Here is a 13892-nt window from a genome sequence, read left to right as displayed (position 1 = left end):
CCACATATACAGCGATACGGCGGACCCGGCGGCTCGAAAAGCCGCCAAGTCCGCCGTGCACGCCGGGTCCGGGCACGCCGTGACCGGCGCCCGAACGCTTACTTGATCTTGTTGCCCGCGGAGCGCAGGTGCTGCGTGGCCTCCACGACGCGCGCGGCCATGCCCGCCTCGGCCAGCTTGCCCCAGGTGCGCGGGTCGTAGGCCTTCTTGTTGCCGACCTCGCCGTCGACCTTCAGGACGCCGTCGTAGTTGGCGAACATGTGGCCGGCGACGGGGCGGGTGAAGGCGTACTGGGTGTCGGTGTCCAGGTTCATCTTCACCACGCCGTTCTCCAGCGCCGTGCGGATCTCCTCCTCGCTGGAGCCGGAGCCGCCGTGGAAGACGAAGTCGAACGGGGACTCCTTGCCGAACCGCGCGGCCACGCCCTCGTTGAGCTCCTTCAGCAGCTCGGGGCGGAGCACGACGTTGCCCGGCTTGTAGACGCCGTGCACATTGCCGAAGGACGCGGCCAGCAGGTAGCGGCCCTTCTCGCCGAGGCCGAGCGCCTCCGCGGTACGGATCGCGTCCTCGACCGTGGTGTACAGGGAGTCGTTGATCTCGTGCGAGACGCCGTCCTCCTCGCCGCCGGTCGGGGTGATCTCCACCTCAAGGATGATCCGGGCGGCGCGGGCCTGCTCCAGCAGCTCCTGCGCGATCTCCAGGTTGTCGGCGAGGGTCTCGGCGGAGCCGTCCCACATGTGCGACTGGAACAGCGGGTTGAGACCGGCCTCCACGCGCTTCCTGGACAGCGCGATGAGCGGACGGACGTACCCGTCGAGCTTGTCCTTCGGGCAGTGGTCGGTGTGCAGCGCGATGTTGACCGGGTACTTCTCCGCGACGATGTGCGCGAACTCGGCGAGCGCGACCGCGCCGGTCACCATGTCCTTGCTGTACTGGCCGCCGAGGAACTCGGCGCCACCGGTTGAGATCTGGACGATGCCGTCGCTCTCCGCCTCCGCGAAGCCGCGCAGCGCCGCGTGCAGGGTCTGGCTGGAGGTGACGTTGATGGCCGGGTAGGCGAACTTGCCTGCCTTCGCCCGGTCGAGCATCTCGGCGTAGACCTCGGGGGTTGCGATGGGCATCTGTCCGCTCCTTGTGTTGCGGGTGGGTTCTGCGTACGGCCCTGACCTAGACCTGGTGGGTGACGTCGTCGTCGGCCCCCCATCTTTCCAGACGGGGGGTGACGCACGACGCCCCCCAAGTCCAGGTCACACGGTCGTGTCAGTCCAGACCCAGTTCATCCTTCGAGAAGGCGAAACGGTACGGAACCCCCGCGCCGGACTCGATCTTCTCGGCGGCGCCGGTCGCCCGGTCCACGATGGTCGCGACGGCGACGACCTCGGCACCGGCCTCGCGCACCGCCTCCACTGCGGTCAGCGGGGAACCGCCGGTGGTGGAGGTGTCCTCGACCACCAGGACCCGGCGGCCCTTGATCTCCGGGCCCTCGACCCTGCGCTGCAACCCGTGCGCCTTGGCCGCCTTGCGGACCACGAAGGCGTCCAGCCGGCGCCCGCGCGCGGCGGCGGCGTGCAGCATGGCGGCGGCGACCGGGTCGGCGCCCATGGTGAGGCCGCCCACCGCGTCGAACTCCAGGTCCGCGGTGAGGTCCAGCAGCACCTGGCCGACCAGCGGGGCGGCCTCGCCGTCCAGGGTGACGCGGCGCAGGTCGACGTAGTAGTCGGCCTCCAGACCCGAGGAGAGGGTCACCTTGCCGTGCACCACGGCCTTGTCCTTGATCTGCTGAAGCAGCTCGCTACGCACGTCGCTCATGCCGCCCAGCTTAAAGGCGCCGCCAGCTCCAGGTGGTGGTCGCCTCCAGCGGCTCCAGGGGCGTGACCAGGCGCGGGCAGGTGTTCAGCCCGTTCGGCGGCCCGGTCTGGGGCTCCACGCAGACGGCCTCGGCCTGCTCGTCGTAGACCACCACCCACTCCTCGCGGCTGGCCACCTTCAGCTCCAGCCGCCCCGGCCAGGTGAGCGTGACGTCCACGCCGCCGGGCATTCCGAAGCAGTCGTCCCAGGGGCCCGGCTCGGGGTCGATCCGCTTGCCGGTGGGCAGGTGGTCGGCGCCGCGCTCCTCCTGCCAGGCGGGTTCGAACCCCAGGGTCACGTCCACGCCGTCGAGGGTGCGCTGGAACCAGGGGTGCCAGCCGATCTGCGCCGGGAACGAGTCGTCGTACGTCTCCACGGACATCGTCAGCGTCAGGCTGTCCTCGGCGAGCGCGACGACCTGGGTGACGCGGCCGGAGTGCGGCCAGGGGTCGGTCAGCTCGTGCGTGATCACCGCCTCGTTCTCCGTGGCGCGCGCGGTGCGCCAGGCGCCGTCGCGGGCCGTGCCGTGGATGGCGTGCGGCGGGGAGTTGAGGGGCATCTGCCGGACGGTGCCGCCGTCCAGGAAACGGCCGTCGCGGATGCGGCCGGCCCAGGGGACCATGGGGAAACAGCCGAAGCGGTCGCCCTGCCGCAGCAGTTCCGTGCCGCCGATCCTCAGTCCGCCGATGCGGCCACCGCTGCCGGGCCGCACGATCACCTCCGCGTCGCCCGCGGTCAGCGTGATGTCTTCGTTCCTCACGGGAAGACAGTACTGGGGTGGTCCTGCCGGATGTACGGCTTCGGGTCGCCGGTGGCTTGTCGCGCCCACGCGGCGGAGCCGCAGCCGACCGCCCCGCGCCCCCTTCCGGGGCGTCCGCTCAACGGCGTTTGCGCAGGGCCCGGCCCACCACGATCGCCGACGCCACCGCCAACGCGGCGGCCGGCGCCGCCCACTTGAGCGCCTGGTTCGCCGAAACGGTCTGCGGGGCCGGTACCGGGGCATAGCGGCCGCGCGGCGGGGCATGGTCGACCTCCTCCGCGCTGCGGCCGATCATCGTACGGCGGGCGTGGGCCGCCTCGGCGGGCGGCAGTCCGGCGTCGGCGAAGTCGCCCGCGGGGCTCTTTGCCTCCTCGGCCGCCTGCCGCGCGTCCCCCTCGTCACCCTCCTCGTCGCCCGCGTCGGGGTCGAGCGAGGATGGCGGGATCTCGGTGTCGAAAACGGACGCGTGCCCGGCCTCCGGTGCCTCCTCCGGCTCCCTCGCCCCTCCCGCCGGCTCTCCCAGCCCCTCCAGGAACCGGCTCAGCAGCCGGGCCGCCGCCGCGCCGACCGCCTCCGCGGGAAGCTCCGCGAGGCGGCCGGACGCGTCCGCGCCGCCCTCGACCGTGACCGTCGTACCGCCCTCGGCCTCCGCGAGGCGCAGGGTGAGGGCGAGCCTGACCGCGCCGGTGCCGCGGGCCTCGGTGGCATCGCCCTCGACGGTGTAGGTGCCGTCCTCGTGGGCGCGCACCCGCGCATGGCCCCGGTAGGTGACGGAGTGCCCGCCGACGCGCAGTTTGAGGCGGCCGGCGACGGGTGGGGCGCCGGCGTCCTGCTGGAGTCCGGGGACGGCCCGTGCGACGCGCGCGGGGTCGGCGAGTGCCGCGGCGAGGCGGTCGGCCGGGACCGGGACGAAGACCTGGTGCTCCATGTCGGCTGAGCCTACCCAGGAGCGGGCGGATCGTACCCCCGGCGGGACGGCGGAACCCGCGCGGGCATCCCGCTCAGTACCGCGGGTGGATCAGGGTGGAGACCGGCATCCCCACGGCCCGGCCCCGCCCGGCCGCCCTCCCGTCCGCCGCGAGCGCGGCCGGGGTGAGGGTGCCCGCGGGAACCGCCGGGTCCAGGCGCAGCGGCGGGGCGGCGCGGCCGGGGGCGGCGAGCAGGAAGCCCCAGTCGTGCGGGGCCTCGGGCGCGCCCGCCGAGCGGTCGGGGCCCGCCGGGAAGCCGGGGTCCCGGCCGAGCACCCGGTAGGGGGTGGCGGCGAACCCGGCGGCGCGCAAAGTCGCGGCGACCGTCCAGAAGACACGGGGGCGGGTGATGGCGGACCCGGCGTGCACGACGAGCCGCCCGCCGGGGGCGAGCACGCGGCGCGCGAGCCCGTAGAACTCCTCGGAGTACAGCTTGGTACTGGCGGTGATGCCGGGATCGGGGAGGTCCGCGATCACGACGTCGTACGAGCCGGCGGGCGCGGTGCGCAGCCAGTTGAGGGCGTCGGCGGTGGTGAGATGGACGCGGGGGTCGGCGTAGACATGGCCGTTGGCGGCGGCGAGGCCGGGGTCGCGGCGGGCCAACCGGGCCAGTTCCGGGTCGAGTTCGACGATGTCGACGCGGCGCACCCCCCGGTGGCGCAGCACCTCGCGCGCGGCGAGGCCGTCGCCGCCGCCGAGGATCAGCACGCGGGCGTGCGCTCCGGCGAGGGCGGGGTGGACCAGGGCCTCGTGGTAGCGGCGGGCGTCCCGGCCGCCGACGCGCAGCCGGCCGTCGAGGTAGAGGTCGAGGGGGCGGCCGCCGGTGCCGCCCGCGAGGACGACCTCCTGCACCCCGGTCTGCACGGCGACCCGCACGTCCGCGCCGTACACCGCCCGGCGCGCGGCGCGTTCGAAGTCGGCGGAGAGGGCGGCGGCGGAGGCGAGGACGCCGAGGACGGCGCAGCCGACGAGGAGCAGGGTCCAGCGGGCGCGGCGGGTCAGGTCGCGCCGGAACAGGCCGAGGACGAGGGCGCCGCCCGCCACGACGTTGACCGTGCCGGTGAGCAGCGCCCCGGTCAACTGGCCGAAGAACGGCAGGAGTACGAAGGGGAAGGCGAGACCGCCGACGAGGGCGCCGACGTAGTCCGCGGCGAACAGGTCGGCCACGGCGGCGGGCGCGTCCTGCCGGCGGATGCGCTGGATCAGCTCCATCAGCAGCGGGACCTCGGCGCCGATGAGCAGGCCGATGGCGAGCGAGAAGGCGACCAGCAGGCAGCGCGGGCCCTCGGCCCAGAGCCCGCCCCAGCCGCCGGTCCAGGCGAACACGGCATACAGGGCCATGGCGCTGCACCCGCCGACCAGGGCGAGCAGCGTCTCGACCGCGCCGAAGCCGACGGCGGTGTGCCGGCGCAGCCGTTTGGCGCCGAGCGAGCCGATGCCCATCGCGAACACCATCACGGACAGCACCACGGACGCCTGGGTGACCGAGTCGCCGATCAAGTACGAGGCGAACGCGACGAGTTCGAGTTCGTACACGAGTCCGCAGGCCGCGCAGACGAAGACGCACGCGAGGACCAGGAGCCGCCCGATGCCGGGCCGGACGGGCAGCACCGCGGGGCCGGTCCGGGAGGGCGGGGGGCCCGTGGGCGCGGGGGCCTGCGGTTCGATCACCCTGCGACGTTACGTCACGCGGTGGGCACGCCTCGTCACCCGCAGGTGTGGATCTGGGGGCCGGCGGCCCGATCCGGGTTTATGCGGCCAACGCCCCCGGAGCTACGCGGCGCGGGCGTCCTGGCGGGGCCGCCCGCACCGCGCCCGCGCGCCCACCCGTGTGCGGGTGGCGACGACCTGGCCGTCCTGCGGGTAGGCGTGCCAGGTGCGCCAGTGCACATGGTCCTCGTGCCGCTGGGCCAGCATCGCGGTGAAGGCGTGCGGGCTGCCGGGGAAGACGCCCGCGAGTCCGTGCGGGTGCTCGGAGACGAGGGCCAGCAACTCCTGGGCGCGGCCCGCGAAGGAGCCGGGGGTGAGCATCTCGACGCGCGCCGCGAACTCGTACTCCCACTCGCCGACGCGCTTGGCGACGCCGAGCGGCAGCGGGGTGCTGGAGCCGGGGATGCAGGCCACGGTCTCGGAGCACAGGCCGCGCTCCTCCTCCAGGAGGACCTGGTGCGAGGCGCCGAGCAGTCTCAACTGGAGCTTTGCGCCGGTCAGTTCGAGGTCGAGGGTGGCCAGGGCCGGAAGCGGTTCGCGCCCCAGGGCCCAGGCGAGGTCGGCAGCGCGCGTATCGCTGTAACGGGTGTTCAGGGTCGTGAGCATGGATCGGCTCCGCTAACACGCAAATGAGGGGAGAGGGCCGTGTCAGCCCGGCCGGCCCGGCCGGTACGAGGCGTCTGCGAGACGTCCTGGGGGCTGCGTTGGCTGCATTGGCGTTTTAGAGGGAATCATGAACAGAGGCGCCGCCACAGCGTTTTTACCCAACTTCGGGGGCATTCCATCCCTCGGGGGGCTCACAGCTCAACTGTTCCACCACGGCGCACGCCGGGCGCGGACACGGAGGCCCGCACCCCTCGTCCCGGCGGCCTCTCCCCGCCGCCGTCCGCCCCGCCCGCCTCAGCTGCTCCCACCGCCGCAGGACGACCCCCCGCCGCACGAGGAACCCCCGCCGCAGGACGAGCCACCGCCGCACGAGGAGTGCCCACCGCCGCAGGAGTGCCCGCCGTGGTGTCCTCCGTGGCCGCCGTGCCCGCCGTGGTGCCCGTGGTGCCCGCCGGACGAGCCGGGGTCACCGGCCCACCAGCTGGCGCCCGTGTCCCCCTCCCCGCTCCTGCTGCCGCCCCGCGGCCTGCCCTTGCCGCCCGCCTTGCCGAACACCTGCACGCCGACGACGAACAGGACGAACACACCCACCAGGCCGATCACGAACGGATCCATGGCGCCACCTTCTTCCGGTCCCCCGAAGCGACCCCCCGTGGGTGCCTCGTCCCTTCCCCCGCGCCACGCGCGGTGCCCCGGAGATGCCCGCCCCGGACGACCGCCAAAGCGGAGTTGAGGAACTCCAGAGCTTGGGCGCAGGATGGCCGCCATGACCTCCACCGCGCGCCCCTTCCTCAATCGCAGGCTCGCCGAGTTCGGTACGACGATCTTCGCGGAGATGTCCGCCCTGGCCGTCGCCACCGGGTCGATCAACCTGGGCCAGGGCTTCCCCGACACCGACGGCCCCGAGGAGGTCAGGGAGGCCGCCGTACGGGCGCTGCGCGACGGGCGCGGCAACCAGTACCCGCCGGGCCCCGGCGTCCCCGAGCTGCGCACCGCGATCGCCGCGCACCAGCAGCGCCGGTACGGGCTGCCGTACGACCCCGACACCGAGGTGCTGGTGACGGCGGGCGCCACCGAGGCCATCGCGGCCGCGCTGCTCGCGCTGCTGGAGCCGGGCGACGAGGTGGTGGCCCTGGAGCCGTACTACGACTCCTACGCGGCGAGCATCGCGCTGGCGGGCGGGCGCCGGGTCCCGGTGACCCTGCGCCCGCACGAGGGCAGCTTCCGGCTCGACCTGGACGAGCTGCGCGCCGCCGTCACCGGCAGGACCCGGCTGCTGCTGATCAACACCCCGCACAACCCCACCGGAACCGTCCTCACCCGCGCCGAGCTGGCCGCGATCGCCGAGCTCGCGGTGGAGCGGGACCTGCTGGTGGTGACGGACGAGGTCTACGAGCACCTGGTGTTCGACGACGCCGAGCACCTCCCCCTGGCGGGCTTTCCGGGGATGCGCGAGCGCACGGTGACCATCGGCTCGGCCGGCAAGACGTTCTCCTTCACCGGCTGGAAGGTCGGCTGGGTGACGGCCGCGCCCGCCCTGGTCAGCGCGGTCCGCGCGGCCAAGCAGTTCCTCACCTACGTCGCCTCGGGCCCCTTCCAGTACGCGGTGGCCGAGGCCCTCGCCCTGCCCGAGTCCTACTACGACGACGTCCGGCGCTCCATGCGGGAGCGCCGGGACATCCTGTCGGCGGGGCTCGCGGCGGCCGGCTTCGAGGTGTTCCGGCCGGCGGGCACCTACTTCGTCACCACCGACATCCGCCCCCTCGGCGAGAAGGACGGCTTCGCCTTCTGCCGCGCCCTGCCCGAACGCGCCGGTGTGGTGGCCATCCCCAACGCGGTCTTCTACGACGACCGCGAGGCGGGCGCGCCCTTCGTGCGGTTCGCGTTCTGCAAGCGCGAGGACGTGCTGCGCGAGGCGGCGGAGCGGTTGCGGGCCATGTGAGGGACGGTTCGCCGCCGGTTGGCCGCGCCCTGCTCGCATCCGGGGCCCGGCCCTTGCAAGGTGCGGAGGTGTGACCCACGCCAGCACCGTTCTCGCTCCGCCCGTCACCACGCCCGAACCCGCGCCCGGCGAACGCGCCCGCGCCTCCCTGCTGCGGGCGAGCGGCGTCGCCGTAGGGCTGTTCCTCGGCGCGCGGCTCGCCGGCACCGCCGTCCTCGCCCTGCTCGCCGAGGCCGCGGGCCGGCCGGCCCTGGCCCTGCTGGGCCGCTCCTGGGACTCGGTCTGGTACCTGGGCATCGCGGCGCACGGGTACGGCCACGCCCTGGGCCGGCACGGCTACAGCGATCTGGCGTTCTTCCCGCTGTACCCCGCGCTGGTGCGGGCGGTGGCCGAGGTGAGCGCGCTCGGCGGGGGCGCGGCCGGGCTGCTGGTGTCCTGGTCGGCGGCGCTGGTGGCCGCGGCGGGCCTGTACGCGGTGGGGACGCTGCTGTACGGGCGGCCGGTGGGGATCGCGCTGGTGCTGCTGTGGGGGCTGCTGCCGCACTCGGTGGTGCTGTCGATGGCGTACACCGAGCCGGTGCTCGCCGCGTGCGCCGCCTGGTCGCTGTACGCGGTGCTGACCGGGCGCTGGCTGTGGGCGGGGAGCCTGGCGGCGCTCGCGGGGCTGGCCCGCCCGAACGGGTTCGCGGTGGCCGCCGCCGTGCTGGCCGCGGCCGGTCTCGAGGTGTGGCGGCGGCGCGGCCGGGTTTCCCACAGGCTGTGGACGGGCGCGGCGCTCGCCCCGCTGGGCTGGACCGGATTCCTGCTGTGGGTGGGCCACCGCCGGGGCGATCTGCTGGGCGGCTACTTCGCCGTGCAGGCACGCTGGGGCTCGCGGTTCGACCTCGGGCGCGGCTCGCTGCGCTTCGTGCGCGCCCTGCTGCTGCACGGCGGCCGGGTGGTGTACCCGATGGCGCTGCTGCTGGTGGCCGTGGGCGTGGTGCTGTTCGCGCTGCTGGTGCTCGACCGGCCGCCGCTGCCGCTGCTGGTCTACAGCGGGGTGCTGCTGCTGGTCGTGCTCGGCGGCTCGGGCATCTTCGAGTCCAAGCCGCGCTTTTTGCTGCCGGCCTTCCCGCTGCTGCTGCCGCCGGCCCGCGCGCTGGCGCGCACGGCGAGAGCCCGGCCCTGGCACGCGGCCGTGCTGGTCGCGGCCCTGGCCGGTCTTTCGTACCTCTACGGCGCGTACCTGCTGGTGCTGGGGCGCGCGCCGCTGTAGCGGTCCGTGCCGGTCACTCGCCGGAGCCGGCCTCGCCGTCCTCCGGCTTCTCCGGGCCGTCCACCTCCTGCTCCAGGCCCAGCTGCTCGACCAGCCACTTGTCGAACTCGATCGCGGCGCGCACCCAGCTGACCGTGGAGGAGACGAAGTGGTTCAGGTCGACGCCGGTGCCGATCAGCATCTGGGCCTCGCCGATGAGGCGGACCGTGCCGTCGTCGTGGGTGTGCGTGTAGACCTTGGGCCACAGGGTGCGGCGGTTCCAGTCGTCGACCGATTCGAGGAGCTGGGCCTTGTCCTCGATCTGGTGCGGCCGGTCGTAGAAGGTCCGCACCGAGAAGACCGCGTGCTCGTCCTCCCCGCGGAACATGAAGTAGGTGCGGAACTGCTCCCAGGGGGCCGCGAGGTCGCCTTCCTCGTCGACGACGTACTTCAGCTCCATCTGCTCCAGGAGCTGCTTCACGAGGTCCTGGTCCGGGAGGACGGGGCCGCCCGGTCCCTGGGGCTGCGGCTCGGGCTGGCCCCCGAAGTTCGGAATCGAGGACGGGTCGATGCTCACCGTGTTTTTCCCTTCGTACGGATACCGCCATCCTCCCCCATGCGGGGAGGGGAGTGGCAAGCCCGAGCGGCCGTAACACACCGATCTTTCGGAACGGGCCGGGCTCGGGCAGAGGGCCCTGATCGAGGGCGGCGATCCGGTCCGCCTCCAGGGCACCCCCCCCTGCTACAGCGTCTTCCCCGTCGCCGGGCCCACCAGCAGGCCCTCGCCGAAGCGGTCGACGCGGACCGTGTCGCCGTCCTTGATCTCGCCGGAGAGGATCTCGCGGGCGAGCCGGTCGCCGATGGCGGTCTGCACCAGGCGGCGCAGCGGCCGGGCGCCGTACGCCGGGTCCAGGCCCTCCTCCGCGAGCCAGGCCAGCGCCTGGGGCGTGACGTCCAGGGTGAGCCGGCGCTCGGCGAGCCGCCTGCCGAGCCGCTGGATCTGCAGCCCCGCGATCCGCTCCAGCTCGGGCTTGGTCAGCGCGGAGAACACCACCAGGTCGTCCAGGCGGTTGAGGAACTCCGGCTTGAAGGACGTCCGTACGACCTCCAGCACCTGCTCCCGCTTCTCCTCCTCGCTCCTGAGCGGGTCGACCAGGAACTGGCTGCCCAGGTTGGAGGTGAGCACCAGGATGGTGTTGCGGAAGTCGACCGTGCGGCCCTGGCCGTCCGTCAGCCGGCCGTCGTCCAGCACCTGGAGCAGGATGTCGAAGACCTCCGGGTGGGCCTTCTCCACCTCGTCCAGGAGCACCACGCTGTACGGGCGCCTGCGCACCGCCTCGGTCAGCTGACCGCCCTCCTCGTAGCCGACGTAGCCGGGGGGCGCCCCGACCAGCCGGGCCACGCTGTGCTTCTCGCCGTACTCCGACATGTCGATGCGGATCATGGCCCGCTCGTCGTCGAAGAGGAAGTCCGCGAGCGCCTTGGCGAGTTCGGTCTTGCCGACGCCGGTCGGGCCGAGGAAGAGGAACGACCCGGTGGGCCGGTCGGGGTCGGCGATACCGGCCCGTGAGCGCCGTACCGCGTCGCTGACCGCGCGCACCGCCTCGCCCTGGCCGATCAGCCGCTTGCCCAGCTCCTCCTCCATGCGCAGCAGCTTCTGGGTCTCGCCCTCCAGCAGCCGGCCGGCCGGGATGCCGGTCCAGGCGGCGACCACGTCGGCGATGTCGTCGGCGCCGACCTCCTCCTTGACCATGGTGTCGCCGACGGCCTCCTCCTCGGCCTCGGAGGCGGCCTCCAGCTCCTTCTCCAGCTGCGGGATCTCGCCGTAGAGCAGCTTGGCGGCCTTGTCGAAGTCGCCGTCGCGCTGGGCGCGTTCGGCCTGCCCGCGCAGGTCGTCCAGCTTCTCCTTCAGCTCACCGACCCGGTTGAGGGACTGCTTCTCCTTCTCCCAGCGGGCGGTCAGTCCGCGCAACTCCTCCTCGCGGTCGGCCAGATCGCGGCGCAGCTTCTCCAGGCGGGCCAGCGAGGCGGGATCGGTCTCCTTGCCGATCGCCAGCTCCTCCATCTTCAACCGGTCGACGGAGCGCTGGAGTTCGTCGATCTCGACCGGCGAGGAGTCGATCTCCATGCGCAGCCGGGAGGCCGCCTCGTCCACCAGGTCGATGGCCTTGTCCGGCAGGAAGCGGGAGGTGATGTAGCGGTCGGACAGGGTGGCCGCCGCGACCAGCGCGCTGTCCGCGATCTGCACCTTGTGGTGGGCCTCGTAGCGGCCCTTGAGGCCGCGCAGGATCGCGATGGTGTCCTCGACCGTGGGCTCGGCCACCAGCACCTGCTGGAAGCGGCGCTCCAGGGCGGGGTCCTTCTCGATCCGCTCCCGGTACTCGTCCAGCGTGGTGGCGCCGACCATGCGCAACTCACCGCGGGCCAGCATGGGCTTGAGCATGTTGCCCGCGTCCATGGCGGAGTCGCCCCCCGCACCCGCGCCGACGACCGTGTGCAGCTCGTCGATGAAGGTGATGATCTGCCCGTCGGAGTCCTTGATCTCGGCGAGGACGGCCTTGAGGCGTTCCTCGAACTCGCCGCGGTACTTGGCACCGGCGACCATCGCGCCGAGGTCCAGCGCGACCAGGCGCTTGTCCTTCAGCGACTCGGGCACGTCGCCCTTGACGATCCGCTGGGCGAGCCCCTCCACGACGGCGGTCTTGCCGACGCCCGGCTCGCCGATGAGGACCGGGTTGTTCTTCGTACGGCGGCTCAGCACCTGCACGACCCGCCGGATCTCCTGGTCCCGCCCGATGACCGGGTCGAGCCGGCCCTCGCGGGCGGCGGCGGTGAAGTCGGTGCCGAACTTCTCCAGGGCCTTGTACTGGCCCTCCGGGTCGGCGGTGGTCACGCGGCGTCCTCCCCTGGCCTTCTTGAAGGCCTCCAGCAGCTTCTTCGCCTCGGCGCCCTGCCGCCTCAGCAGCTCACCGGCGGCCCCGCCCTTGGCGGCGATCCCGATGAGCAGGTGTTCGGTCGACAGGTATTCGTCGCCGAGGTCCTTCGCCCGCTCGCCCGCGTCCGCGATCACGGCCAGCAGGTCGCGGTTGGGCTGCGGGGGCGCGACGGTGGAGCCGGTCACGCTCGGCAGCGCGGCCAGGAGCTTCTCCGCGCCCGCCCGCACGGCGGCCTGGTCGGCCTCCACGGCGGCGAGCAGGTCGGCGATGTTCGCGCTCGCCTGTCCGGGGCCCTCACCCTCCAGCAGCGCCAGCAGCAGATGCGCGGGGGTCAGGTCCGGGTGCCCCTCGGTCACGGCCCGGTTGCTGGCCGCGTTGATCGCGTCCCGGCTCTTGTTGGTCAGCTCGGCGTCCACGTGTGCCTTCTCCTCCTCGACGTACCTCGGCCTGCATCCCTGCTGACTTAACCAGCGTACATAAAGTTGAGTCTATTCCACTCAAGGAGGCTCGCGCACCGCTCTGCGGCTAGGTTTTCGGGCATGGCGAACCACTCCGTGGCTCCGGGTTCCCCGGACGACGCGTACCTCGGCTTCTGGCGCGAGCGGCATCTGTGCACCCTGACGACCATCCGCCCGGACGGCAGCCCGCACGTGGTGCCGGTCGGGGTGACGTACGACCCCGAGGCGCGCCTCGCACGGGTGATCTGCGACGGAGGCAGCGCGAAGGCGTCCCATGTCCGCGCCGCGGGACCGGACGGCGCCCGGGCGGCCGTCTGCCAGGTCGACGGGCGCCGCTGGGCCACCCTGGAGGGCCGGGCGCACCTGTCCGCGGATCCGGCCCGGATCAGGGAGGCGGAGCGCCGCTACGCCGAGCGCTACGGGCACGAGCCCCGGCCGAACCCGAACCGCGTGGTGATCGAGATCTCGCTGGAGAGGGCGCTGGGGCACGGGTGAACGGGACGTGGAGGACGAGCGTCGCCACGGCGGCCGTGTTCGATCGGTTTCGGCCACCGTGGCGGCGGGGGCATACCCCGACATCCCCGATATGCCCCCACGAACGACAGCGGGGTCACCGTGTTCAGGTCACGGTGACGCCGCTGCGGGGGGAAGCGCCTGAGCGATCTTTTACGACGGGGGAATCGCGTCAGGCACTGCGGGGGGTGGCAGAGATGGTTCTCAGGTCGGACTCCACCGGCTCGGTGAGCCGGTGATCCCGCTGGTCCAGGTTCACGAAGATCATTCCGTACCGTATGGCACACCGCACCGGCTGGGGCGCCCCGCGCGGCTTGCGCAGGCACCGGTAGGCCCGGACGTCCTCCTCGTCGTCGCGCGTGACGACGACCGGCTCACCGAAGACGGTCACCATCAGCGAGTCACCGGGATGGGGAATCGCGGTCACCAGATCGATGAAGTGCCAGCCGGAGCGGTAGGCGGTGGCCATCTCACGGCGGAAGGAGCGGTCGTCGGGAGGCGTGGTCACATCAGCTCCCGGCTGCCGAAGGCCACTTGGTGTCAGCCGGCCACTTCGTGTCCGCGGGCACGGCGTTCGTCACGCCACCCTTCGCCACCGACGGCCACTTGGTGTCGGCGGGCCACTTGGTGTCCGCGGGCACCACGCTGTTCGCGTCGAGCTTCGCCACCGACGGCCACTTGGTGTCGCTGGGCCACTTGGTGTCCGCACGCACCACGCTGTTCGCGTCGAGCGTCGCCACCGAGGGCCACTTCGTGTCCGCGCGCAGGTCACTCTTCGCGCCGAAGGGGCCACTCAGCACTCCAAGGGCCACAACGGCGGAGAAGGTGGCGACCAGCCCCGAGCGAATCATCTTCTTGCCCATGGTCGACTTCGTCCTCACTTGAAGGTCCCCTTCTTCCCCCGTCGGATAAGACGA

Annotated in this window: 14 protein-coding genes; 3 read left to right on the top strand and 11 right to left on the bottom strand. The window is 72.9% G+C overall.

Going from position 1 to position 13892, the window contains the following annotated elements; translation table 11 throughout:
• Nucleotides 1–98 precede the first annotated feature (98 nt).
• The 7 genes from fbaA to ACZ7EC_RS15025 form a co-directional block, all read right to left on the bottom strand.
• Nucleotides 99–1121, bottom strand: coding sequence for a class II fructose-bisphosphate aldolase (gene fbaA / locus ACZ7EC_RS15055; RefSeq protein ID WP_471062606.1), 1023 nt, complete (start codon nucleotides 1119–1121; stop codon nucleotides 99–101).
• Nucleotides 1122–1260: 139 nt separating this feature from the next.
• Nucleotides 1261–1809, bottom strand: a complete 549-nt coding sequence (pyrE, locus tag ACZ7EC_RS15050) for an orotate phosphoribosyltransferase (RefSeq protein ID WP_471062604.1) — start codon at nucleotides 1807–1809, stop codon at nucleotides 1261–1263.
• Between the two features lie 10 nt (nucleotides 1810–1819).
• On the bottom strand, nucleotides 1820–2608 hold the full coding sequence (locus ACZ7EC_RS15045) for an aldose epimerase family protein (protein WP_471062602.1): 789 nt from the start codon (nucleotides 2606–2608) through the stop codon (nucleotides 1820–1822).
• 118 nt (nucleotides 2609–2726) lie between these two features.
• Nucleotides 2727–3536 carry an SRPBCC family protein gene (locus ACZ7EC_RS15040; protein WP_471062601.1) on the bottom strand — a complete coding sequence of 270 codons (810 nt, stop codon included), beginning with the start codon at nucleotides 3534–3536 and terminating at the stop codon, nucleotides 2727–2729.
• Between the two features lie 73 nt (nucleotides 3537–3609).
• Entirely contained in the window at nucleotides 3610–5247 is a 1638-nt protein-coding gene (locus tag ACZ7EC_RS15035) for a polyamine aminopropyltransferase (protein ID WP_471062599.1), read from the bottom strand.
• A gap of 102 nt (nucleotides 5248–5349) precedes the next feature.
• Nucleotides 5350–5892 carry a DUF2617 family protein gene (locus ACZ7EC_RS15030; protein ID WP_471062597.1) on the bottom strand — a complete coding sequence of 181 codons (543 nt, stop codon included), beginning with the start codon at nucleotides 5890–5892 and terminating at the stop codon, nucleotides 5350–5352.
• 294 nt (nucleotides 5893–6186) lie between these two features.
• Entirely contained in the window at nucleotides 6187–6507 is a 321-nt protein-coding gene (locus tag ACZ7EC_RS15025) for a hypothetical protein (RefSeq protein WP_471062596.1), read from the bottom strand.
• A gap of 142 nt (nucleotides 6508–6649) precedes the next feature.
• Between ACZ7EC_RS15025 and ACZ7EC_RS15020 the strand changes: the two genes are divergently transcribed.
• On the top strand, nucleotides 6650–7834 hold the full coding sequence (locus tag ACZ7EC_RS15020; RefSeq protein WP_471062595.1) for a pyridoxal phosphate-dependent aminotransferase: 1185 nt from the start codon (nucleotides 6650–6652) through the stop codon (nucleotides 7832–7834).
• 70 nt (nucleotides 7835–7904) lie between these two features.
• The gene (locus tag ACZ7EC_RS15015; RefSeq protein WP_471062593.1) at nucleotides 7905–9089 is read left to right on the top strand and encodes a hypothetical protein; all 1185 of its coding nucleotides are present in this window, start codon (nucleotides 7905–7907) and stop codon (nucleotides 9087–9089) included.
• A gap of 13 nt (nucleotides 9090–9102) precedes the next feature.
• On the opposite strand, the gene ACZ7EC_RS15010 is transcribed toward ACZ7EC_RS15015, so the two are convergent.
• The gene (locus ACZ7EC_RS15010; protein ID WP_471062592.1) at nucleotides 9103–9645 is read right to left on the bottom strand and encodes a type III secretion system chaperone family protein; all 543 of its coding nucleotides are present in this window, start codon (nucleotides 9643–9645) and stop codon (nucleotides 9103–9105) included.
• A 165-nt stretch (nucleotides 9646–9810) separates the two neighbouring features.
• Nucleotides 9811–12420: an ATP-dependent chaperone ClpB gene (gene clpB / locus ACZ7EC_RS15005; protein WP_471062591.1), complete on the bottom strand. Its 2610-nt coding sequence runs from the start codon at nucleotides 12418–12420 to the stop codon at nucleotides 9811–9813.
• Between the two features lie 123 nt (nucleotides 12421–12543).
• On the opposite strand from clpB, the gene ACZ7EC_RS15000 reads away from it, so the two are divergent.
• A complete protein-coding gene (locus tag ACZ7EC_RS15000) occupies nucleotides 12544–12957 on the top strand; it encodes a pyridoxamine 5'-phosphate oxidase family protein (protein ID WP_471062589.1) in 414 nt (137 codons plus the stop codon).
• A 190-nt stretch (nucleotides 12958–13147) separates the two neighbouring features.
• Here ACZ7EC_RS15000 and ACZ7EC_RS14995 read toward each other — a convergent pair whose 3' ends face one another.
• Both ACZ7EC_RS14995 and ACZ7EC_RS14990 read right to left on the bottom strand, forming a co-directional pair.
• Nucleotides 13148–13483, bottom strand: a complete 336-nt coding sequence (locus tag ACZ7EC_RS14995; RefSeq protein WP_085565785.1) for a Rieske (2Fe-2S) protein — start codon at nucleotides 13481–13483, stop codon at nucleotides 13148–13150.
• A 1-nt stretch (nucleotide 13484) separates the two neighbouring features.
• Nucleotides 13485–13838, bottom strand: a complete 354-nt coding sequence (locus ACZ7EC_RS14990) for a hypothetical protein (protein WP_471062587.1) — start codon at nucleotides 13836–13838, stop codon at nucleotides 13485–13487.
• Between the last annotated feature and the right edge of the window lie 54 nt (nucleotides 13839–13892).

The sequence above is a fragment of the Streptomyces sp. NPDC037203 genome (assembly GCF_055605065.1).
This window is presented reverse-complemented; position numbering and strand designations above follow the sequence as displayed.